The sequence below is a fragment of the Streptomyces sp. NPDC033845 genome, assembly GCF_055576225.1.
Window position 1 is genome coordinate 290861 of record NZ_JBVIRI010000010.1, and the last position, 21804, is coordinate 312664.

At 74.1% G+C, this 21804-nt stretch carries 17 protein-coding genes, 1 rRNA gene and 1 pseudogene; 5 read left to right on the forward strand and 14 right to left on the reverse strand.

Annotated features, from left to right (window positions below; translation table 11 throughout):
* Positions 1-58: 58 nt before the first annotated feature.
* Together ACZ50K_RS22990 and ACZ50K_RS22995 are read right to left on the reverse strand one after the other, a co-directional pair.
* Positions 59-685: an NUDIX domain-containing protein gene (locus tag ACZ50K_RS22990; protein ID WP_468905964.1), complete on the reverse strand. Its 627-nt coding sequence runs from the start codon at positions 683-685 to the stop codon at positions 59-61.
* Between the two features lie 73 nt (positions 686-758).
* The gene (locus ACZ50K_RS22995; RefSeq protein ID WP_468905965.1) at positions 759-2399 is read right to left on the reverse strand and encodes a CTP synthase; all 1641 of its coding nucleotides are present in this window, start codon (positions 2397-2399) and stop codon (positions 759-761) included.
* Positions 2400-2828: 429 nt separating this feature from the next.
* Between ACZ50K_RS22995 and ACZ50K_RS23000 the strand changes: the two genes are divergently transcribed.
* The 3 genes from ACZ50K_RS23000 (at position 2829) to ACZ50K_RS23010 (ending at position 7803) form a co-directional block, all read left to right on the forward strand.
* A complete protein-coding gene (locus ACZ50K_RS23000; RefSeq protein ID WP_468905968.1) occupies positions 2829-4634 on the forward strand; it encodes a glycoside hydrolase family 15 protein in 1806 nt (601 codons plus the stop codon).
* A gap of 125 nt (positions 4635-4759) precedes the next feature.
* Positions 4760-6142 carry an FAD-binding protein gene (locus ACZ50K_RS23005; protein WP_468905971.1) on the forward strand — a complete coding sequence of 461 codons (1383 nt, stop codon included), beginning with the start codon at positions 4760-4762 and terminating at the stop codon, positions 6140-6142.
* Positions 6143-6189: 47 nt separating this feature from the next.
* A complete protein-coding gene (locus tag ACZ50K_RS23010) occupies positions 6190-7803 on the forward strand; it encodes a PucR family transcriptional regulator (protein WP_468905974.1) in 1614 nt (537 codons plus the stop codon).
* 72 nt (positions 7804-7875) lie between these two features.
* Here ACZ50K_RS23010 and ACZ50K_RS23015 read toward each other — a convergent pair whose 3' ends face one another.
* From ACZ50K_RS23015 to ACZ50K_RS23035, 5 genes are all read right to left on the reverse strand, one after another.
* Positions 7876-8985: a glycosyltransferase family 4 protein gene (locus tag ACZ50K_RS23015; RefSeq protein ID WP_468905977.1), complete on the reverse strand. Its 1110-nt coding sequence runs from the start codon at positions 8983-8985 to the stop codon at positions 7876-7878.
* A gap of 180 nt (positions 8986-9165) precedes the next feature.
* Complete coding sequence (gene recN, locus ACZ50K_RS23020) at positions 9166-10899, reverse strand: DNA repair protein RecN (RefSeq protein ID WP_468906035.1); 1734 nt, start codon at positions 10897-10899, stop codon at positions 9166-9168.
* Positions 10900-10977: 78 nt separating this feature from the next.
* Positions 10978-11913 carry an NAD kinase gene (locus ACZ50K_RS23025; protein WP_468905979.1) on the reverse strand — a complete coding sequence of 312 codons (936 nt, stop codon included), beginning with the start codon at positions 11911-11913 and terminating at the stop codon, positions 10978-10980.
* Positions 11910-12725 (reverse strand): TlyA family RNA methyltransferase, encoded by an 816-nt coding sequence (locus ACZ50K_RS23030; protein WP_468905981.1) that lies wholly within the window; start codon positions 12723-12725, stop codon positions 11910-11912. The genes ACZ50K_RS23025 and ACZ50K_RS23030 overlap by 4 nt, the downstream gene beginning before the upstream one ends.
* 7 nt (positions 12726-12732) lie before the next feature.
* Positions 12733-12969 (reverse strand): hypothetical protein, encoded by a 237-nt coding sequence (locus ACZ50K_RS23035; RefSeq protein WP_468905984.1) that lies wholly within the window; start codon positions 12967-12969, stop codon positions 12733-12735.
* Positions 12970-13014: 45 nt separating this feature from the next.
* On the opposite strand from ACZ50K_RS23035, the gene ACZ50K_RS23040 reads away from it, so the two are divergent.
* The gene (locus ACZ50K_RS23040) at positions 13015-13362 is read left to right on the forward strand and encodes an SCP2 sterol-binding domain-containing protein (RefSeq protein WP_468905987.1); all 348 of its coding nucleotides are present in this window, start codon (positions 13015-13017) and stop codon (positions 13360-13362) included.
* A 95-nt stretch (positions 13363-13457) separates the two neighbouring features.
* Here the strand turns inward: ACZ50K_RS23040 and ACZ50K_RS23045 are convergent, their stop codons facing one another.
* From ACZ50K_RS23045 to ACZ50K_RS23060, 4 genes are all read right to left on the reverse strand, one after another.
* Positions 13458-14291, reverse strand: coding sequence for an ABC transporter ATP-binding protein (locus ACZ50K_RS23045; RefSeq protein WP_468905990.1), 834 nt, complete (start codon positions 14289-14291; stop codon positions 13458-13460).
* A 115-nt stretch (positions 14292-14406) separates the two neighbouring features.
* Positions 14407-15426 (reverse strand): FecCD family ABC transporter permease, encoded by a 1020-nt coding sequence (locus tag ACZ50K_RS23050; protein ID WP_468906038.1) that lies wholly within the window; start codon positions 15424-15426, stop codon positions 14407-14409.
* Positions 15427-15515: 89 nt separating this feature from the next.
* Positions 15516-16571, reverse strand: coding sequence for a FecCD family ABC transporter permease (locus ACZ50K_RS23055; protein WP_468905991.1), 1056 nt, complete (start codon positions 16569-16571; stop codon positions 15516-15518).
* A 137-nt stretch (positions 16572-16708) separates the two neighbouring features.
* On the reverse strand, positions 16709-17764 hold the full coding sequence (locus tag ACZ50K_RS23060; protein ID WP_468905993.1) for an HAD hydrolase-like protein: 1056 nt from the start codon (positions 17762-17764) through the stop codon (positions 16709-16711).
* A 94-nt stretch (positions 17765-17858) separates the two neighbouring features.
* Between ACZ50K_RS23060 and ACZ50K_RS23065 the strand changes: the two genes are divergently transcribed.
* A complete protein-coding gene (locus ACZ50K_RS23065) occupies positions 17859-19130 on the forward strand; it encodes a DUF1015 family protein (protein WP_468905996.1) in 1272 nt (423 codons plus the stop codon).
* Between the two features lie 57 nt (positions 19131-19187).
* Here the strand turns inward: ACZ50K_RS23065 and ACZ50K_RS23070 are convergent, their stop codons facing one another.
* The 3 genes and pseudogenes from ACZ50K_RS23070 to rrf form a co-directional block, all read right to left on the reverse strand.
* Positions 19188-20054: a tetratricopeptide repeat protein gene (locus tag ACZ50K_RS23070; protein ID WP_468906040.1), complete on the reverse strand. Its 867-nt coding sequence runs from the start codon at positions 20052-20054 to the stop codon at positions 19188-19190.
* Between the two features lie 561 nt (positions 20055-20615).
* A pseudogene (locus ACZ50K_RS23075) lies at positions 20616-21488 on the reverse strand (tetratricopeptide repeat protein); the annotation flags it as partial.
* A 225-nt stretch (positions 21489-21713) separates the two neighbouring features.
* A 5S ribosomal RNA gene (gene rrf, locus ACZ50K_RS23080) occupies positions 21714-21804 on the reverse strand; the annotation flags it as partial.

Sequence of the window (21804 nt, forward strand, 5' to 3'; positions counted from 1 at the left end):
CGGACAGATCGCCTGATCGGATCAGCAGATCGTCACACCGGACGGGTCGAATCCGTTCTCAGGCCGGGTACGGCCGGGCCGGCCACGGCGCGTCGGCCGGCCGGAGCGTGCCGGGGCCGCCGGCCGCCAGCGCGGCGGACAGCGCCAGCACCCCGGTCACCAGACCCGCGTTGCCGAGCTCCCCGGCCAGCGCGCCTCGCACCAGCTCCGCCAGCGGCACCCGGGCCAGCTCCATGTCGGCCTCCTCCTCGGAGACCTCGAAGCGCTCCCCCTCGGCCGCCGACAGCTCCCGGGCCAGGAACACCCGTACCGCCTCGTCGGAGCCGCCGGGCGAGGGCAGGAAGTCCACCAGCACCCGCCAGTCCTCGGCCTTGACGTGCGCCTCCTCGTACAGCTCCCGCTGCGCCGCGTGCAGCGGGTTCTCCCCCGGCACGTCCAGCAGCCCGGCCGGCAGCTCCCACAGCCTGTGCCGGACCGGGTGCCGGTACTGCCGCAGCACCAGGACCCGCTGCTCCGCGTCCAGCGCCAGCACGCACACCGATCCGGGGTGCACCTGGTAGTCCCGGCGGGCCGTGGACCCGTCCGGCATCCGCACCAGGTCCGAGCCGACGGCGGTCTTCTTCCCCTGGAACGGCCGCTCCGCCGAGACGACCTCCCACTGCTCCGCGGTGTCCTTGATCCCCATGGCCGATCCTCCCGAGAAAACGCGACGGCCGGGACACGATGATCCGTGTCCCGGCCGCCTACGGTACCGAGCGTCAGCCCTGCTGACGGCGCTCCACGGCGGCCTTGACCAGGCCCGCGAACAGCGGGTGCGGCCGGGTCGGGCGGGAGCGGAGCTCCGGGTGGGCCTGGGTGGCCACCAGGTAGGGGTGGACCTCGCGCGGGTACTCGACGTACTCGACGAGCTTGTTGTCCGGGGAGGTGCCGGAGAAGACGATGCCCGCCTTCTTCTCCAGCTCGCCGCGGTAGGCGTTGTTGACCTCGTAGCGGTGGCGGTGGCGCTCGTCCACGTACGCCTGGTCGCCGTAGACCTCGCGGACGATGGAGCCCTCCGCGAGCTTCGCCGGGTACATGCCCAGGCGCATGGTGCCGCCGAGGTCGCCGGCGCCCTCGACGAAGGCCAGCTGCTCCTCCATGGTCGAGATGACCGGGTGCGGGGTGGAGGCGTCGAACTCGGTGGAGTTCGCCTCCGCGATGCCCGCCAGGTTCCGGGCCGCCTCGATGACCACGCACTGCAGGCCCAGGCACAGGCCGAGCAGCGGGAGCTTGTTCTCCCGGGCGTAGGTGATCGCGCCGACCTTGCCGTTCACACCGCGGTCGCCGAACCCGCCGGGGACGCAGACCGCGTCCACGTCACCGAGCTGGGCGGCGGCGCCCGCCGGGGTCTTGCAGTCGTCCGAGGTGACCCACTTGATCTTGACGCGGGCCTTGTTGGCGAACCCGCCGGCGCGCAGCGCCTCGGTCACCGACAGATAGGCGTCCGGCAGGTCGATGTACTTGCCGACCAGCGCGACCGTGACCTCGTGGTCGGGGTTGTGGACCCGGTCCAGCAGATCCTCCCAGACCGTCCAGTCCACGTCCCGGAACGGCAGGTCGAGCTTGCGGACCACATAGGCGTCCAGGCCCTCGGTGTGCAGCACCTTGGGGATGTCGTAGATCGACTTGGCGTCGATGGCGGCGACCACGGCCGCCTCGTCCACGTCGCACATCAGCGAGATCTTGCGCTTGATGGAGGTCGGGACCTCCCGGTCGGCGCGCAGCACGATCGCGTCCGGCTGGATGCCGATGTTGCGCAGCGCGGCCACCGAGTGCTGGGTCGGCTTGGTCTTCAGCTCGCCGGAGGGGCCGATGTAGGGCAGCAGCGAGATGTGCACCACGAAGACGTTGTCGCGGCCGACCTCGTGGCGGACCTGACGGACCGTCTCCAGGAACGGCAGCGACTCGATGTCGCCGACGGTGCCGCCGACCTCGGTGATGACGACGTCGACGTCCTCGGTCGCCATCCGCCGGATGCGGTGCTTGATCTCGTTGGTGATGTGCGGGATGACCTGCACGGTGTCACCGAGGTACTCGCCGCGCCGCTCCTTGGCGATGACCGTGTTGTAGACCTGGCCGGTGGTGACGTTGGCCGAGCCGTCGAGGTCGACGTCGAGGAACCGCTCGTAGTGGCCGATGTCCAGGTCGGTCTCGGCACCGTCGTTGGTGACGAACACCTCGCCGTGCTGGAACGGGTTCATCGTGCCGGGGTCGACGTTCAGGTACGGGTCGAGCTTCTGCATGGTGACCCGGAGGCCGCGCGCCTTCAGCAGGGCACCCAGGCTGGAGGCCGTCAGGCCCTTGCCGAGGGAGGAGGCGACACCCCCGGTGACGAAGATGTGCTTGGTCGTGGGCGGCATCGCCAAGAGGGGGCTCCCGTGGTCGCTAGGTGAGGTGCGTCCGGCGACTGCGCCCGTTTCCGGGGGTGCCGAAGCTGCGGTTTAGCTGCGGTTTCGGGGTTCCTGATTCGCACAGGCAGACCACCGGTCCACGGGGTACCAGCCTATCAGCGACCTGGAGGGTCCGCCTCCGAGGCACGCGTCGGCGGCCCCCGCCGGCCCCCCTCGGGGCCCCCTCCGGGACGGCCCCGGGAACCGCTCACCCGATCGGACCACCCGTATTCCGCCCCTGCTTGAGGAGATCACTAGGGTGCCGTCATATCCTGCTCGGATAACGCTCACATCGCCGCCGAGCAGGCCGGCACACGGCACGACCCCCAGCCCGCCGGCGGAACCCAGCAATGCAAGCGCCCTTCGGGGCGGACGTGGCTGTTCGACTGGAGATGCAACGTGTCCGGGCGCATCGAGGATTACGCACTGATCGGGGACATGCAGACCGCCGCACTGGTCTGCCGGGACGGTTCGGCGGACTGGTTGTGTCTGCCACGTTTCGACTCCCATGCCGCCTTCGCCGCGATCCTGGGAACAGAGGATCACGGCTTCTGGCGCATCGGGCCTGCCGTCTCCCCCGGCACCGAGCCTCCGCACGCCGACCGCCGCCGCTACCGCGGCGACTCGCTCGTGCTCGAATCCGAATGGGACACGCCTCGCGGCACGGTCCGGGTGATCGACTTCATGCCGCCCCGCGAGGACCACGCCCCGCAGCTGATCCGCATCGTCGAGGGGGTCAGCGGCCGGGTCCCCATGCGGTCCGCCCTGCGCATGCGGTTCAGCTACGGCCGGGTGGTGCCCTGGGTGCACAAGGTGGACGGCCGCACCGTGGCCGTGGCCGGACCGGACTCGGTCTGGGTGGACACCGACGCCCCCACCTACGGCAAGGACCTGACCACCTACTCCGACTTCACCGTCGGCCCCGGTGACCGGGTCGCGTTCTGCATCAGCTGGCAGCCCTCCCACAAGGAACCGCCGGAGACCCCGGACGCGGAGGCGGCGCTCACCGCCACCACCGACTTCTGGCGGGACTGGGTGGAGCACTGCACCTACCACGGGCCCTACCGGGAGGCCGTGGTCCGCTCCCTGATCACCCTCAAGGCCCTGACGTACGGGCCGACCGGCGGGATCGTCGCGGCCCCCACCACCTCGCTGCCCGAGGAGATCGGCGGGGTCCGCAACTGGGACTACCGCTACACCTGGCTGCGGGACGCGGCCATCACCCTGTCCTCGCTGCTGCGCACCGGCTACCGGGAGGAGGCCCGCGCCTGGCGCGAGTGGCTGCTCCGCGCGGTGGCCGGCGACCCCGAGAACCTGCAGATCATGTACGGGATCGCGGGCGAGCGGGAACTGGGCGAGACCGAGCTCGACTGGCTGCCCGGCTACGAGAACTCCCAGCCGGTCCGGGTCGGCAACGGCGCCGCCCACCAGCTCCAGCTGGACGTCTACGGCGAGGTCACCGAGGCCCTGCACCTGGGCCATATGACCGGCCTGGCCCGCAGCGACTACGCCTCGCTGCTCCAGCTGAAGCTGATCCGCTACCTGGAGGCCCACTGGGACCAGCCCGACGAGGGCATCTGGGAGGTCCGCGGCCCGCGCCGGCACTTCGTCCACTCCAAGGTGATGGCCTGGGTGGCGGTGGACCGGACGATCAAGCTGATCGAGAGCGGGGACGCGGACGGGCCGCTGGAGCGCTGGCGGGAGCTGCGCGACGAGATCCACCGGGACGTCTGCGAGAAGGGGTACGACAAGGAGCGGAACACCTTCACCCAGTCCTACGGCTCCAAGGAGCTGGACGCCTCGCTGCTGCTGATCCCGCAGATGGGCTTCCTGCCGCCGGACGACAAGCGGGTGATCGGGACCATCGAGGCCATCCAGCGGGAGCTGTCCACCCCGGACGGGTTCATCCTGCGCTACCCGACGGCCGGCGACGAGGCCGGCGTGGACGGCCTGGAGGGCGACGAGGGGGCCTTCCTCGCGTGCTCGTTCTGGATGGCGGACGACCTGGCGATGATCGGCCGGGTCGACGAGGCCCGCCGGCTCTTCGAGAAGCTGCTGTCGCTCCGCAACGACCTGGGACTGCTCGCGGAGGAATGGGATCCGCACCTCCAGCGGCAGGTGGGCAACTTCCCCCAGGCCTTCAGCCACGTCCCGCTGATCGACACCGCCCTGCGGCTGACCGCGAGCGGGGCCTACGGCGGCTGACCCGAGCGCGGCGGGGACCGGGCGGGGAAGGCCGGGGGACGGCCGGGGGACGGCCGGGCGGGGCGCGGCCGGGCGTCCTAGCCTGGAAGGGTCCCCGCACCGTCCTCCGGGAAAGGGGGGTCGTCATGACCGGCTCCGGGAAGGCCGCCACCGCGCTCCGCGCCCTCCGCGAGGACCTCTCCGGCCCGGTCCTCGCCCCCGGCGACCCGGACTACGACGAGGCCCGGACCGTCTTCAACGCCATGATCGACCGCCGGCCGGCCGTGATCGCCCAGTGCGAGAGCGAGGCCGACGTGGTCACGGCGGTCCGCTTCGCCCGGGAGCTCGACCTGCCGGTCGCGGTCCGCGGCGGCGGCCACAGCGTGGCCGGCTCGGCCGTCGCGGACGGCGCCCTGGTCGTGGACCTGCGCCGGATGGACGAGGTCACGGTGCTGCCCGCCGCCCGGGCGGCCCGGGTCGGCGGCGGCGCCACCATGAGCCGTCTGGACCGGGCGTGCGCCCCGTACGCCCTGGCCACCACCGGCGGCCGGGTCTCCACCACCGGGGTCGGCGGGTTCGTGCTGGGCGGCGGGTCCGGCTGGCTGGACCGGGTGTTCGGCCTGGCCGTGGACAACCTGGTCGGCGCGGACCTGGTGACCGCCGACGGCGCCCGGATCACCGTCACCCCCCAGGACCATCCGGAGCTGTTCTGGGCCCTGCACGGCGGCGGCGGCAACTTCGGCGTGGTCACCTCGCTCACCCTGCGGCTGCACGACCTGCCGGTGATGTCCCTGGCCTTCCTGCTGTACCTGCCCGAGCACGGCCCCCGGGTGCTGCGCGCCTTCCGCGAGCTGATCGGGACGGGCCCGAGGGAGGTGGGCGGCGGGGTGATCTACCTGACCGGGCCGCCGGAGGACTTCGTGCCCCCGGAGCTGGTCGGCCGGCTGGTGTGCGCGGCGCTGGTCACCTATGCCGGTCCGGAGGAGCCGCTGCGCCGGCTGGTCGGGCCGCTGCTGGCCGTGCCGCACGCAGCGGAGACGGTCGGCTCGCTCCCGTACGCCGATCTCCAGTGCATGATCGACGACCCGCCGGGGATGCGGAACTACTGGTCCGCGGAGTATCTGACGGGCGCTCCGGACGGGCTGGTGGACGCGTTCTGCGCCCGGGCCGGCTCGATGCCGGTGCCGACCGGCACCCAGCACATCCTCTTCCCGCAGGGCGGGGCGATCGCGGACGGCCCCGCCGACTATCCGGTGCCGTACCGGGACGCGGCCTGGGCGGTGCACCCGTTCGCGGTGTGGGCGGACCCGGAGGAGGACGAGCGGTGCCGGGAGTGGGTGCGGGCGGTGCGGGCCGACGTGCGGCCCTGGGCCACCGGGGCGGTCTATCTGAACTTCACCGGGGACGAGGGGCGGGACCGGGTGGTGGCGGGTCTGGGCGAGGAGAACATGCGGCGGCTGCGGGCGGTGAAGCGGGCCTACGACCCGGACAACGTGTTCCGCTTCAACCACAACATCACCCCCGCGTAACGGCCCCGATGATGACCGGGGCCGGACCGCCGGGTAGCGTCCGCGACATGGACAACCAGGGCGGGATCACCGTTCAGCGCGCACTGGAGCTGCCGGGTCTGCGCAGCGGGCTGCCCGAGGTGGTGGCGGGTGCCGACCGGCTCGGGCGGACGGTCCGCTGGGTGCACGCGGGCGAGGTCCCCAACATCGCCTCCCTCCTCAAGGGCGGGGAGCTGCTGCTGACCACCGGGCTGGGCCTGGGCACCCGTCCGGCCGAGCAGCGGGCCTTCGTCCGCCGGCTGGCCGACCGGGGCATCGCGGCGCTGGTGGTGGAGCTGGGGCCGCGGTTCACCCGGCTGCCGGCCACCCTGGTGGAGACGGCCCGGGCGGCCGGTCTGCCGCTGGTCCAGCTGCACCGCGAGGTGCCCTTCGTCGCCGTGACGGAGGAGGTCCACACCGAGATCGTCAACGGGCACTACGCGCTGCTCCAGCGGGCCGAGGAGGTCCACCAGCGGTGCACCCGGGCGCTGCTGGGCGGCGGCGGGATCCCGCAGGTGCTGGGCATCCTGGCGGACTTCACCGGGAACCCGGTGTTCCTGGAGACCCCGGACGGCCAGCTGCTGTACGCGGCGGGCTCCGCGTCCGGGGACGCGGCGGCGGACCCGCTCCAGGTGTGGGAGGGGCTGCGCGGCCGGGAGGCGGAGCCCTCGGCGAACTCGGTGCTGGTGGACGTGCCGGGCGGCGGTCCGGGGACGGCGGCGGTCCGGGCCCGGCTGGTGCTGGTCGGGGTGTCCGGGCCGCTCCAGCCGGTGCACCGGATGGCGGCGGAGCGGGCGGCCGGGGTGCTGGCGGTGGTGCTGATGCAGGCCCGCCAGGACGAGGAGCTGGCCGCCCGGGGCCGCGGGGACTTCCTGACCGATCTCGCGGAGGGCCGGATCTCGGCGGAGGACGCCCCCGGGCAGGCCCGGGTGCTCGGTTTCAAGCCGGGGGCGGGGCCGCTGCTGCCGGTGGTGATGCGGCTGGCCTCGGACCTGACCCCGTCCGGGAACTGGGCGGTGCTGGCCCGCGCGGTGCTGGAGGAGCTGTCCTCGGTGGGGGTGCCGGTGCTCCTCGGGGTCCGTCCGGTCGAGGGCCGGGTGCCGCTGCTGGTCGGTCTGCGGACGGACGGCGAACGCCCCGCCGTGGCCGACCGGGTGGCCGTGGCGCTGCGGGCCGGGGTGGAGCGGGCCGGGCTGGACCGGGCCGGTTCCCCGCCGGCCGTGGTGGTCGGTGTGGCGGGTGACTGGGCGGCCGCCTCGGCGGGGCTGCGGCACGCCGCGGAGACCGCGACGGCCGCGCAGGGCCTGCCGGCCCGGCCCTGGTACGACGCCCGGCGGCTGGACATCGACCTGCTGCTGTGGCGGCTGCGCGAACAGCCGGACCTGGCGGCGTTCGTGGAGCGGGCGATCGGGCCGCTCCGGCTGCACGACGCGACCTCGCGGCCGCCGCTGCTGCCGACCCTGGAGACGTATCTGGCGCATGCCGGGCGCAAGGCCGAGACGGCCCGGGAGCTCCATCTGAACCGGCAGACCCTCTACAACCGGCTGGCCCGGATCGCGGAGCTGCTGGGCACCGATCTGGACGATCCGGAGACGGTGCTGTCGCTGAACCTGGCCCTGCGGGCCCGCCGGCACACTTCCTGACGGGGCGACGGCGGTGACGACCGGTCAGGGGCGGTGACCGGTCGGGACGGTGGCCGGTCGGACGGTGGCCGGTCAGCGGTGGCGTTCCATCAGTTCGTCGTAGACCGACAGGACCTGGGCCACCGTGTCGTCCTCGGTGGGCCAGGTGCCGGCCTGGGCCGGGCCGGCCGCCGCCAGGGCCCGCAGCCGCGCCGGGTCGGCGAGCAGGGCGCTGACCGCGTCCGCGAGCGCTCCGGGGTCCCCGTAGGGCACCAGGACGCCCGCGTCGCCGACGAGTTCGGGGACCCCGCCGACGGCGGTGGCCACCAGGGCCGTGCCGGCCCGCAGCGCCTCCTGGGCCAGCAGCGACCGGGACTCCCAGCGGCTGGGCAGTACGGCGATGTCGGCGGCGGCCAGGAGTTCGGCGACGTCCCGGCGGCGGCCGAGCAGCCGGACCGGCAGGCCCTCCTGCTCGATGCGGCGGCTGAGTTCGGGGCGCAGCCGCCCCTCCCCCGCGATCACCACCAGCGGGGCCGGGTCCAGGGCCCGCCAGGCGCGGGCCGCGTCGAGGAGCACCGGGTAGCCGCGGTGCGGGGTGAGGCTGCCCACCGCGATCACCAGGGGCCGGCCGATGGCGCCGAGTTCGGCCCGGACCTTGCCGGTGTCGGCCGGGGCGGGCCGGGCGCCGGGGACGGTGACGGGGGCCAGCCGGGCGTCCCGGGCCCCGCGCAGCCGGGCCAGGTCGACCTGGTCGGAGGAGCCGCCGAGGACGACGGAGGCGGCCCGGGCCACCCGCCGTTCCAGCAGGCGGGTGAGCCCGGCGAGCGGGCCGGGTCCGCCGGCCGGTCCGGTGTGCCAGGTGACGACGAGCGGGACGCGCCGCCCGCGCAGCGCCAGCGCGGCCCGTACCCCGGCCTGGAGTCCGTGGGCGTGCACGATGTCGGCGGCGGCGCAGGCGGTGCGCAGCACATGGGAGGCGGCGGGGGCGAACCGGGCGCCGGCTCCGGTGAAGTCGTACTCCCCCTCGGCGGCGACGGGGGCGCAGACCGTGACCTTGACCCCGCGGGCGGCGAGGCCCCCGGCCAGCGAGCGGACGTGCGCGCTGCTGCCCGCCCCGGCGCCCGCGCCGGCGGCTCCGAGCACTTGGACGGTCCGCAGCGGCGGTCGCCCGTAGGGCTGGGCCGGAGCCGGGGTGCTGGTCACGGGCCGGAGCTCCTGTGGAGGTGGGGTGCGGGATGCCTTCGGACGTCGCCCAGGATGCCAGTCCGCACGCGCGTTCCGGGACCATACGGGTACGGATCCCGTACGGGAACCCGTCACACCGCACCGGCTATCACCCACTTGGGTGATAGCCGGTGCGTGTGCCGAGGGTGACCGCCGCCGCTACGCGTCGGCCCGGGCGGTGGCGAGGAGCTCCTCGGCGTGCGCGCGCGCCGTCTCGGAGTCCTCCTGGCCGGCCAGCATCCGGGACAGCTCCCGGATCCGGTCCTCGCCTTCGAGGACGGTGACCCCGGACCGGGTGACGGATCCGTCGACGGTCTTCTCCACCAGCAGCTGCCGGTCCGCGAAGGCCGCCACCTGCGGGAGGTGGGTGACCACCACCACCTGCGCGGACCGCGCCAGCTTGGCGAGCCGCCGGCCGACCTCGACGGCGGCCTTGCCGCCGACGCCCGCGTCGACCTCGTCGAACAGATAGGTGGGCACCGGGTCGGAGCCGGCGAAGACCACCTCCACGGCCAGCATCACCCGGGAGAGCTCACCGCCGGAGGCCCCCTTGGCGATCGGCCGGGGCTGGGCCCCGGGGTGCGGGGCCAGCAGCAGTTCCACCTCGTCGGCGCCGGAGGACCCGTAGAGGACCGGCCGGCCGCCGACCACCACGCCCTGCCCGGAGGGGTCCTCGGACTGGCGGATGTCGATGGTCACCCGGGCGTGCGGCATGGCCAGCGAGGCCAGCTCGGCGGTCACGGCCGAACCGAAGCGTTCCGCGGCCTCGGCCCGGGCGTCGGTCAACGCCTGGGCGAGCCCGGAGAGTTCGGCGCGCAGCCCGTCGCGTTCGGCGGTCAGCTCGCCGATCCGGTCGTCGTCCCCGTCGAGTTCCAGCAGCCGGCCGGAGCCCTCCTCGGCCCAGGCCAGCACCGCGTCCACGCCGCCCTCGGCGGTCCCGTACTTGCGGGTGAGCTGGGTGAGGGCGGCCCGGCGCTCCTCCACCGCGGCCAGCCGCAACGGGTCGGCGTCGAGGTCGTCGGCGTAACCGGCGAGTTCACCGGCCACGTCGGCGAGCAGGATGCCCAGCTCCCCGATCCGGTCGGCGAGCGCCCCGAGGGCCGTGTCGTGGGCGCGTACCGCCTCCAGGCCCCGGTGCGCTCCCGCGACCAGGGTGTTGGCGTCGACGCCCTCGGGGTCCTCCGGGTTCCCGGCGAGCGCGGCGTGCGCGAGCTGCGCCGCGGAGGCCAGGGACTCGGCGTGGCCCAGCCGCTCCGCCTCGGCGGCCAGCTCGGTGTCCTCCCCGGCCCGGGGTTCGACGGCGGCGATCTCCTCCAGCCCGAACCGCAGGAGATCGGCCTCCTGGGCGCGTTCCCGGGCCCGGGTGGTGATCTCGTCGAGTTCGGCGGAGACGGTCCGCAGCCGGCGGTAGGCGGCCGTGTACTTCTCCAGCGGGACGGAGACGGCGTCCCCGGCGTACCGGTCGAGGGCCTTCCGCTGCCGGGCCGGCCGCAGCAGGCCCTGCTGGTCGGTCTGCCCGTGGACGGCGACGAGGTCCTCGGCGAGCTCGGCGAGCAGCCCCACCGGCACGGACCGGCCGCCGACATGGGCGCGGGAACGCCCCTCGGCGGAAACGGTACGGCTGATCAGCAGGGCCCCGTCGTCGAGTTCGGCCCCGGCCTCCTCGGCGCGCAGCGCGGCGGGCGCGCCCGCCGGGACCACGATCCGCCCCTCGACCACCGCGGCCCTGGCCCCGATCCGGACCAGCGCCGGATCGGCCCGCCCGCCGAGCAGCAGGCCGAGGCTGGTGACCACCATGGTCTTGCCCGCGCCGGTCTCGCCGGTCACCGCGGTGAATCCGGGCGACAGCTCGACCACAGCGTCGTCGATGACACCCAGCGACCGTATCCGCATCTCCTCAAGCACGGACCGACCATACCGAGGTTTGGCGGACGCCATGTGACGTCACCCCGTCCGCCGGCACCGATCGGGCTACGGGTGGGCCCCTCGCCAGCCGGAGACGGGCAGCGCGAACTTGGCGACCAGCCGGTCGGTGAACACGGCGTGGTGCAGCCGGGCCAGCCGGACCGGCACGGTGCCCCGGCGGACCTCCACCCGGGCGCTGGACGGCAGCTCCACCGTGCGCCGGCCGTCGCACCACAGGACCCCGTGCGGGGTGCCGGTCTGGATCTCCACCGCGAGCACCGATGTGGGCGAGGTCACCAGCGGCTTGGCGAACAGCGCGTGCGCGCTGATCGGCACCATCAGCAGCGCCTCGACCTCCGGCCACACCACCGGCCCGCCGGCCGAGAAGGCGTAGGCCGTGGAGCCGGTCGGGGTGGCGCAGACGATCCCGTCGCAGCCGAAGCCGGACACCGGGCGCCCGTCGATCTCCAGGACCACCTCCAGCATCCGCTCCGGGGACACCTTCTGGACCGCGGCCTCGTTCAGCGCCCAGTCGCGGTGCACCACGTCCCCGTTGGAGTGGACCTCCACGTCGAGGGTCATCCGCTCCTCGACCTCGTACTCCCGGGTGACCACCCGGTCGACGACCTTGTCCAGGTCGTCGCGTTCGGCCTCGGCGAGGAACCCGACACGGCCCAGGTTGACGCCGAGCATCGGCACCCCGGAGCCGCGGGCGAACTCGGCGCCGCGCAGCAGGGTGCCGTCACCGCCGAGGACGATCAGCAGCTCGCAGCCGTCCAGGACCCCGTCGGTGGTCTCGGTGACCAGTTCGACCTCGGGCGGCAGCGGCAGGTCGGCCGCCTCGTGCGCCAGCACCCGGACGCCCAGCCCGCAGCGCAGCAGCCCCTGGACGACCAGCTCGGCGCTGCGGATGGCGGCCGGCCGGCCGGTGTGCGCCACCAGGAAGACGGTCCGTCCCGTCTTCGGGGACGTTCCGGTCGGTGATTCTGCAGAACTGGTCACTGCGGCCCCTCCGCCACTGCACGATCGACATCCGCCGGGTCGAGCGCCGGTGCCCCCGCCCGCAGCCACAGAAAGTATTCGACATTGCCGGACGGTCCGGGAAGCGGGCTGGCGGTGACGCCGAGCACGCCCAGACCGAGCCCCGCCGCCTGCCGGGCGACCTCGCGGACCGCCTCGGCGCGCAGCTCGGGGCTGCGGACCACTCCGCCGCTGCCCAGCCGGTCCTTGCCGACCTCGAACTGGGGCTTCACCATCAGCACCAGATCGGCGTCGGGCGCGGTGCAGCGCACCAGGGCGGGCAGCACCAGACCGATGGAGATGAACGACAGGTCGCCGACGACCAGGCCGACGGGCCGCCCGTCGATCCGGTCGAGGTCGAGTTCGCGGACGTTGGTGCGGTCCTTGACGGTCACCCGGTCGTCGCTCTGCAGGGACCAGGCGAGCTGCCCGTAGCCGACGTCCACGGCCACCACGTGGTCGACCCCGGAGCGCAGCAGCACATCGGTGAACCCGCCGGTGGAGGCGCCCGCGTCCAGGGCCCGCCGGCCGGCCACCGCCAGTCCGAGCGGCTGGAACGCGGCCAGCGCCCCGGCCAGCTTGTGGCCGCCGCGCGAGACGTAGTCGGGGTCGCTGTCGTCCTTGAGCACGACCAGCGCGGCGCTGGTCTCGACCTGGGTGGCGGCCTTGGTCGCGGTGCTCCCGCCGACGGTGACCCGGCCGGCGGCGATCAGCTGCCCGGCGTGCTCCCGCGAGCGGGCCATCTTGCGGCGCACCAGTTCGGCGTCCAGGCGGCGGCGTGCCACTCCTGCCACGTTCGGTTCAGCTCCTGTTGTCGTACGGACGAGAGGCCGGGGGCGCGTCCAGCGCGGTCAGCGCGTCACGCAGCCCCCTGTGCACATCCTCGTACACCGCGAGGTGGCCGTCCGCCGGGAGGGCGTCGGCCTCGGCCAGCCGGGCCAGCCCCGCGTCGATCTCGGGCCGCCCGGTGGGGGTGAGTGCCACCCCGAGGGGGGCGGGCCCGGCCGGGTCCGCCGGGGCGGGCTGTTCGTCGCTCATGCTCCAGACGCTACCTCCAACGGCTGGGGTACCGTCGGCAGCACCATGGCGACGATCGACGACTGCCGAGCCGCACTCGACCGGCTCTCCGACAACCTGGCACGGGCGGACGAGGGAGTGCGCGGCGCGGCCGCGTTCGACCGGTCCCTGAGCTGCCACATCACCGACCTCGACCACACCTTCACCGGCCGGCTGGAACAGGGCCGGATCCGGGTGGACTCCGCCACCGAGGGGCCGCCCCGGAGCAAGGCCGAGATCCGGCTGGCGATGGCCGGGGACGATCTGGTGGCCCTGGTCGAGGGCCGGCTGAACTTCGCCAAGGCCTGGGCCTCCGGCCGGGTCCGGCTGGAGGCGGGCTTCCGCGACCTGCTCCGTCTCCGCACCATGCTGTAGGGGTCCGCCGGTACTTGCGGGGGCTGCCGGGGCGCGTACGGGTCCGCCGGGGCGCCGTACGGCCCGCCGGGAGCCCGTACGGGTCCGCCGGGCCCTCAGAGCGCCGGGGCGGCCGCCCTGCCGGAGGTCCCGGCGGCGGCGCGCCGCTCCTCCCGGGAGGCCGGGACCACCAGCGGCGTACCGGTGGCCGGGTCCGGCACCACCTGGCAGCGGAGCCCGAAGACCTCCTCCACCAGCCCCGCCGTCACCACCTCGGAGGGCGGCCCCTCGGCCACCACCCGGCCGGCCCGCAGCGCGATCAGATGGGTCGCGTAGCGGGCCGCCTGGTTCAGGTCGTGCAGCACCGCGACCAGGGTCCGGCCCTGGTTCTCGTGGAGCTCCGCGCACAGGTCCAGCACATCGATCTGGTGCTGGATGTCCAGATAGGTGGTCGGCTCGTCGAGCAGCAGCAGCGGGGTCTGCTGGGCGAGCGCCATCGCGATCCACACCCGCTGCCGCTGCCCGCCCGACAGTTCGTCCACCGCCCGGTCGGCGAGCTCCGCCACCCCGGTGGAGGCCATCGACTCCCGGACGATCCGCTCGTCCTCCGGCGACCACTGCCGCAGCAGCCCCTGGTGCGGGTAGCGGCCGCGGGCCACCAGGTCCTCGACGGTGATCCCGTCGGGGGCCACGGAGGACTGCGGCAGCAGGCCCAGGGTCTTCGCGACCTTCTTCGCGGGCAGCGACCCGATGGCCTGCCCGTCCAGCAGCACCCGCCCGGCCGTCGGCTTCAGCATCCGCGACAGGGCCCGCAGCAGCGTGGACTTCCCGCAGGCGTTCGGGCCGACGATCACCGTGAAGGAGTGGTCGGGGATCTCCACCGACAGGTCCTCGGCGATCACCCGCCGGTCGTAGCCCAGGGTCACGTTCTCCGCGGTCAGCCGCTGCACTTCGGTACTCCTCGTCGGTTCGTGATCGGATTCGGGAACGCCCGGACATGCGGGTACGCCCGGACATCCGGGAAGGCCGTGCCGCGCGGAAACGCGCCGATACGCGGGAACGCGCTCATATGCGTCCGGCCCTGCGCTCGGTCACCAGCAGCCACAGCAGGTAGACACCGCCGACCAGACCGGTGACCACGCCCACCGGCAGCTGGTCGGAGCCGAAGGTCCGCTGCGCCGCCCAGTCCGACACCAGCAGCAGCACGGACCCCATCAGCGCGGCGGACACCAGGTTGGAACCGGGCGACCGGGTCAGCCGGCGGGCCAGTTGCGGCGCGGCCAGCGCCACGAAGGCGATCGGTCCGGCCGCCGCCGCGGCGGCCGTGGTCAGCAGGATCGCGGCGGTCATCAGCAGCATCCGGGTGCGTTCCACCCGTACGCCCACGGCCGCGGCCGCGTCGTCGCCCATCTCCATCATCCGCAGCGCCCGGCCCTGGCCGAGGACCAGCGGGAACAGCACCGCGCAGGTCACCGCCAGCGGCCACACCTGCGCCCAGTCGCGGCCGCCGAGCGAACCGGTCAGCCAGATCATGGCGCGGGCGGCGTCGACCAGCTGGGAGCGGGTCAGCAGGTACTGGATGGCGGCGATCAGCATCGCGGAGGCGCCGATGCCCACCAGCACGAGCCGGTAGCCGTTGATGCCGCGCTTGTAGGCGAGCAGGTAGATGGCCCCGCCGGTGAGCAGCCCGCCCACGAGCGCGCCGACGGCGACCTGGGTGGCATCGCCCTTGAACAGCACGATCACCCCGAGCGCACCGACCGCCGCCCCGTGCCCGAAGCCGAGCAGGTCGGGCGAGCCGAGCGGATTGCGGGACACCGACTGGAAGACCGCACCGGACATCCCGAGCGCGGCGCCGACCAGCACCGCCACCAGGACCCGGGGCAGCCGCAGGTCGTTGACGATGAACTCGTCGGCCGGGTTCCCGCTGCCCAGCAGGGTCCGCACCACGTCCAGGGGCGCGATGGGGAAGTCCCCGGTGCCGATCAGGAGCACGGCCATCAGCAGCATCACGGCGGTGAGCAGCAGTCCGGCCAGCAGGGCGCGACGCTCGACGCGCAGCGAGGTCCCGCGGGGCCCGCGCAGGGCCCGGGGGCCGGTCCGGCGGGCGGGCTCGGCGGCGGTGCCGGCCCGGTCGCCGGCCTTGTCCCCGGCCGGCGGTGCGGCGTTCGCGGTCACAGCTGGGCCATCCTCTTGCGCCGTACCAGGTAGATGAACACGGGCCCGCCGATCAGCGCGGTGACGATGCCGACCTGGAGTTCGGCGGGCCGGGTGACGACCCTGCCGAGGACGTCCGCGCCCAGCAGCAGGACCGGCGCCAGGACCGCCGAGTAGGCGAGCACCCACCGCATGTCGGGGCCGGTGAAGCTGCGGACCAGGTGCGGGATCATCAGCCCGACGAAGACGATCGGCCCGCACGCGGCGGTCGCCGCCCCGCACAGCAGGGTGATGGCGACCATGGCGGCGATCCGGGTCCGGTTGAGGTGGGTGCCGAGCGCCCGCGCCGTGTCGTCGCCCATCGCCATCGCGTTGAGCGACCGGCCCAGCAGCAGCGCCAGCAGGGTGCCGGCGAGCAGGAACGGGGCGACCTGCCGGACGGTGTCCATGGTGGCCGAGGCCAGCGAACCCACCGTCCAGAAGCGGAGCTTGTCCATGGCGTTGCTGTCCATGAGCTGGACGGCGTTGATGTAGCCGACCAGGGCGGCGCTGGCCGCCGTCCCGGCGAGGGCCAGCCGGACCGGGGTGGCGCTGCGGCTGCCGCCGAGCACGTACACGACCACCGAGACCAGGGCGGCGCCGGCGAAGGCGTACCAGACGAACTCCTCCAGCGAGGAGGCCCCCAGGAAGCTGATCGCGGAGACCACGGCGGCCGCGGCCCCCGCGTTGACCCCGAGGATCCCGGGTTCCGCCAGCGGATTGCGGGTCAGTGCCTGCATCACCGCGCCGGACAGCCCCAGACCGGCGCCGACCATCAGGCCGAGCAGGGTCCGGGGGATCCGCAGATCGTGCACCACCACGTCGGAGGGGGTGCCGGTGTAGTGGAACAGCCCGTGCCAGACGTCGGCGAGCGGCATCGCCTTGGCGCCGACCGCGAGGCTGGCGAGGGCGACCACCACCAGCACGGCTCCGGCTGCCAGCAGCCCGGCGGCGCGCGCGGCATGCCGCGGGCGCGGGGCGCCGCCCGGTGCGGGCGGCTGTTTCGGGGGACTCTCGGGACTCTCGACCAACACCGAGTTAGGGTAGCCTACCCTCGCAGTTCCCCGGTCGGACCGCACCCCACAGAGGCCTTGGGACCCCCCGCCCCGGGACCACCGACCCCTCCCCACCGGGACCACGGCCCCGGCCGAGGGCCCCGCCCGGCGGTGGCCTACAGCCCCAGCCGGGCCAGCGCCTTCCCCGCGTCCAGCCCGCAACCGCCGTCGCCCGCCTCGGTCCAGGCCGCCGCGCACAGCGCCCGCAGCCCGTCCATCGGGTCACCGCCGGCCCCGTCGGGACCCTCCGCCCGGACCGGCGTCAGCTCCAGCTCCGTCCCGGCGGCCGCGGCCCGCCATCCGCCGCACACGAAGCCCCCGTCCTCCTCGCGCACCTCGGGCTGACCGGTGAGCAGGCCCCGCAGGTCCCGGTCCACATAGGTCGGCCGGTGCTCGGGCACGGCACGCAGCAGCCGCGCCCCGTCCGTCACCCCGGTGAGCACCAGCAGCGAGTCCACCTCACCGTTGAACGCCCCCTCGATGTCGGTGTCGAGACGGTCCCCGACCACCAGCGGCCGCTCGGCGCCGGTCCGCAGGATCGTCTCCCGGTGCATCGGCGGCAGCGGCTTCCCCGCCACCTGCGGTTCCGCCCCGGTGGCGATCCGCACCACCTCCACCGCGGCCCCGTTGCCCGGCGCGATGCCCCGCGCCCCCGGGATCGTCAGATCGGTGTTGGACGCGAACCACGGCACCCCGCGCGCGATGGCGTACGAGGCCTCCGCGAACCGCCCCCACGGCAGGTCCGGCCCGCCGTAGCCCTGGACCACCGCCGCCGGCCCGTCCTCCGCCGACTCCACCGGCACCAGCCCGCGTTCCCGCAGCGCCACCCGGAGCCCCTCCCCGCCGATCACCAGCACCCGCGATCCGGTCGGCAGCTGCTCCGCGATCAGCCGGGCCACCGCCTGCGCCGAGGTGATGACCTCCGCCGCCTCGGTCGGCACCCCCAGCTCGCTGAGGTGTTCGGCGACGGCGTCCGGGGTCCGCAGCGCGTTGTTGGTGACGTAGGCCAGGTGCATGCCGTCCGCCCGGGCCGCCAGCAGCGAGTCCACCGCGTGCCCGATGGCCAGCCCGCCCGCGTACACCACCCCGTCCAGGTCCAGCAGGGCCGTGTCGTACGCCTGGTGCAGCCGCCGCTCGCTGCCCGCGGGCCTGGTCCTGCTCTGCCGGCTCATACCGTCCGCTCCTCTTTCCGTGGCGTCCCCGGGACGCTCCCCGTCCGCTCCCCCCGATCATCCCGTATGCCGAGACGCGACTTACCATGCACCAATGACCACAACTGGTACCGAGGAACACGGACTGCGCCTGATCCCCTTCCACGGACTGCGCTACGTCCCCGAACGCGTCGGCAGTCTCGCCGCGGTCACCTCGCCGCCCTACGACGTGGTCGTACGACCAGACGGCCTGGACCACCTGGAGTCCGCGGACCCGCACAACATCGTCCGGCTGATCCTCCCGCAGGCCGGCACCCCGGCCGAACGCAACGAGCGGGCCGCCCGGACCCTGCGGGACTGGCTGGCCGAGGGCGTCCTGCGCAGCGATCCGGTACCGGCCCTGTACGTGTACGAGCAGCGGCACGGCGACCTGCTCCAGCGCGGGATCATCGGCGCGCTGGCCCTCTCGGGCGCCGAGGCCGGTGTCGTCCTCCCGCACGAGGACGTGATGCCGCACGTGGTCACCGACCGGGCCGGCCTGATGCGGGCCACCGCCGCGAACCTGGAACCCCTGCTCCTCACCTACCTGGGCGGCGAACGGGCCGGCGGCACCGCCGCCGTGGTGGAGGCGGCCGCCGCCCGCACCCCGCTGCTCGAAACGACCACCGAGGACGGCTTCCGGCACCGCCTGTGGGCGGTCACCGATCCCGCCGAACTGGCGGCGGTCACCGCCGACCTCGGCCACCGCCAGGCCCTCATCGCCGACGGCCACCACCGCTGGGCCACCTATCTGCGGCTCCAGGCGGAGCACCGGGTCCCGGGCGCCTGGGACTTCGGGCTGGTGCTCCTGGTGGACACCGCCCGCTATCCGCTCCAGGTCCGCGCCATCCACCGGCTGCTCCGCCGGCTCCCGGTCGCGGATGCCCTCGCCGCCCTGACCCCCGGCTTCCGGGTCCGTACGGTCGAGGGCCCGCTGTCCGCCGCGATGGCGGCCCTGGGCGCGGCCGCGGCCACCGGGAACGCCTTCCTGCTGGCCGGGGACGGCCGGTTCCACCTGGTCACCGACCCGGATCCGGCCCTGCTGGAACGCACCGTGCGCCGGGACCGCCCGGAGGCCTGGCGCCGGCTGGACGCCACCGTGCTGCACTCGACGCTGCTGGACGGCCTGTGGCACGTCCCGGACACCGCCGAGCACATCTCGTACATCCACGACACCGAGGCCACGGTGGAGATGGCGGAGCGGGACGGCGGCACCGCCGTGCTGCTGCACCCGGTCCGGGAGGAAGTGGTCCGGGACCTGGCCCGGCAGGGCGTGACCATGCCCCGCAAGTCCACCTCCTTCGGCCCGAAGCCGGCCACCGGCCTGGTCCTGCGCAGCCTGGACTGACACGAAAGGGCGGTACCCCCGTCCGGGGGTACCGCCCTTCTCCGTGTCCTGCCGGGGTCAGCGCTTGGCGCCGTCCTCGTCGTCGAAGACGCCGTCCTCGTCGGACGCCTCGTACTCCTCGTCGTCCTCGTCGTAGTACTCGGTCACATCGGTGGCCCGCTCGGCGGCGGCCACCTCGGCCGGGTCCTCGTCCTCGTCCTCGTCGAGCTCGTCGCGGAGGTCCTCGCGCTCGTCGAGGTCCTCGTCCTCGTCGCTCGCGTCGTCCTCGGGCTCGTCCTCGGGCTCGTCCCCGCTGATGGCGTCGACGAACTCGACCCCGTCCATCTCGGCGAGACGGTCCGAGGCGTCGGTGGCCCCGTCCTTGTCGGCCTCGACGGTCTTGGCGAACCACTCGCGGGCCTCGTCCTCGCGGTCGGCGGCCAGCAGGGCGTCGGCGTAGGCGTAGCGCAGGCGCGCGGTCCAGGACTGGACGGTGTTGGAGGCCAGCTCCGGGCTCTGCAGGGTCACGATGGCGGCGTCGAGCTGCCCCATGTCCCGGCGGGCACCGGCCGCGACCAGCCGCATCTCGACCTGTCCGGCCTTGTCCAGCTTCTGCACCTCGGGCTCGCCGGCCATGGCCAGCGCCCGCTCGGGCCGGCCGAGGCCGCGCTCGCAGTCGGCCATGACGGGCCACAGCTCCACCGAGCCGGTCATCCGCTTGGAGGCACGGAACTCGGCGAGCGCCTCGCTGTACTTCTGCGTGGCGTACGCCGCGAAGCCGGCGGCCTCGCGGACGGCGGCGACGCGGGAGGCGAGCCGCAGGGCGATCCGCGAGTAGGCGTAGGCCTGCTCGGGGTCCTCGTCGATCAGCCGGGCGACCATCACCAGGTTCCGGGCGACTTCCTCGGCCAGGCCCTTGGGCAGGCTGAGGAGTTCCTGACGCACATCGGAGTCGATCTCGTCACCGGTGACGTCCTCGTCGATCGGCAGCCGCTTCACGGGCTCCCGGTCGCTGCGGTCGCGGTAGTCGCGGTCCCGGTCGTCCCGGCCGCCACGGTACCCACCGCGGTCGCCGCCCCGGTCGTCGCGACCGCCACGGTAACCGCCGCGGTCGTCATCGCGGCGCGGGTAGCTGGGACGGTCCCCACCACGGTCGTCGCGACCGCCACGGAAGCCGCCACGGTCGCCGCCGCCACGGTTGTCGTCGCGACGGGGGTAGCTGGGACGGTCCCCGCCCCGGTCGTCGCGACCGCCACGGTAGCCGCCGCGGTCGTCATCGCGACGGGGGTAGCTGGGGCGGTCCCCGCCGCCACGGTTGTCGTCACGGCGGGGGTAGCTGGGACGGTCGCCCCGGTCGTCACGACGGAAGGACGGACGGTCGCCGCCGCCGCCGCCACGGTTGTCATCGCGGCGCGGGTAGCTGGGACGGTCCCCTCCCCGGTCGTCGCGACCGCCACGGTAACCACCACGGTCGTCGTCACGACGCGGGTAGCTCGGGCGGTCACCCCGGTCATCGCGACGGGGGTAGCTGGGGCGGTCGCCGCCGCCACGGTTGTCGTCACGGCGGGGGTAGCTGGGACGGTCGCCCCGGTCGTCACGACGGAAGGACGGACGGTCGCCGCCACCACGGTTGTCATCGCGGCGCGGGTAGCTGGGACGGTCCCCACCCCGGTCCTCGCGACCGCCACGGTAACCACCACGGTCGTCATCACGACGCGGGTAGCTCGGACGGTCACCCCGGTCGTCACGACGGAAGGACGGACGGTCGCCGCCACCACGGTTGTCATCGCGACGCGGGTAGCTGGGACGGTCCCCACCCCGGTCGTCGCGACCGCCACGGTAACCACCACGGTCGTCATCACGACGCGGGTAGCTGGGGCGGTCGCCGCCGCCACGGTTGTCATCGCGGCGCGGGTAGCTGGGACGCTCGCCCCGGTCGTCACGACGGAACGCGGGACGGTCCCCACCACGGTTGTCGTCACGGCGCGGGTAGCTGGGACGGTCCCCACCCCGGTCCTCGCGACCGCCACGGTAACCACCGCGGTCGTCATCACGACGCGGGTAGCTGGGGCGGTCCCCGCCACCACGGTTGTCATCACGACGGAACGCGGGACGGTCCCCACCACGGTTGTCGTCACGGCGCGGGTAGCTGGGGCGGTCGCCGCCACCACGGTTGTCGTCCCGGCGGAAGCCGCCGCGGTCGCCACCGCCACCACGGTTGTCATCGCGGCGGAAGCCGCCACGGTCACCGCCGCCGGCACCGGCCGGGCGTCCGCCCCGGTCGTCACGGCGGAAGCCGCCGCCACCACCGGCGGGACGGCCGCCGCCGCGGTTGTCGTCGCGACGGAAGCCACCGCGGTCACCGCCACGGTCGTCACGGCCCCCGCGGTAGCCGCCCCTGTCACCACCGTCGTTGCGACGGGGCTCGCGCTCCGGACGATCGTCGGGAGAGTTGGACATGGGTGTGACTCCTGTCTTCGGGGTACCGCTAGTCATTCTTGCGCAACCAGCCCTTGGCCGCGCTCCGGCGTAAAGTGTGCAAAACAAAAAAGGACCCTTGGTCCTCAGCGTGAACGCTGAGGACCAAGGGTCCTTTGAAAGATTGTTCGGCGGCGTCCTACTCTCCCACAGGGTCCCCCCTGCAGTACCATCGGCGCTGAAAGGCTTAGCTTCCGGGTTCGGAATGTAACCGGGC

Bases quoted from the DNA above. Each gene is read 5' to 3' on its own strand.
- ACZ50K_RS22990 (WP_468905964.1), bottom strand. From the start codon at position 685: ATGGGGATCAAGGACACCGCGGAGCAGTGGGAGGTCGTCTCGGCGGAG.
- ACZ50K_RS22995 (WP_468905965.1), bottom strand. From the start codon at position 2,399: ATGCCGCCCACGACCAAGCACATCTTCGTCACCGGGGGTGTCGCCTCC.
- ACZ50K_RS23005 (WP_468905971.1), top strand. From the start codon at position 4,760: ATGACCGGCTCCGGGAAGGCCGCCACCGCGCTCCGCGCCCTCCGCGAG.
- ACZ50K_RS23010 (WP_468905974.1), top strand. From the start codon at position 6,190: ATGGACAACCAGGGCGGGATCACCGTTCAGCGCGCACTGGAGCTGCCG.
- recN (WP_468906035.1), bottom strand. From the start codon at position 10,899: ATGCGGATACGGTCGCTGGGTGTCATCGACGACGCTGTGGTCGAGCTG.
- ACZ50K_RS23035 (WP_468905984.1), bottom strand. From the start codon at position 12,969: ATGAGCGACGAACAGCCCGCCCCGGCGGACCCGGCCGGGCCCGCCCCC.
- ACZ50K_RS23040 (WP_468905987.1), top strand. From the start codon at position 13,015: ATGGCGACGATCGACGACTGCCGAGCCGCACTCGACCGGCTCTCCGAC.
- ACZ50K_RS23060 (WP_468905993.1), bottom strand. From the start codon at position 17,764: ATGAGCCGGCAGAGCAGGACCAGGCCCGCGGGCAGCGAGCGGCGGCTG.
- ACZ50K_RS23065 (WP_468905996.1), top strand. From the start codon at position 17,859: ATGACCACAACTGGTACCGAGGAACACGGACTGCGCCTGATCCCCTTC.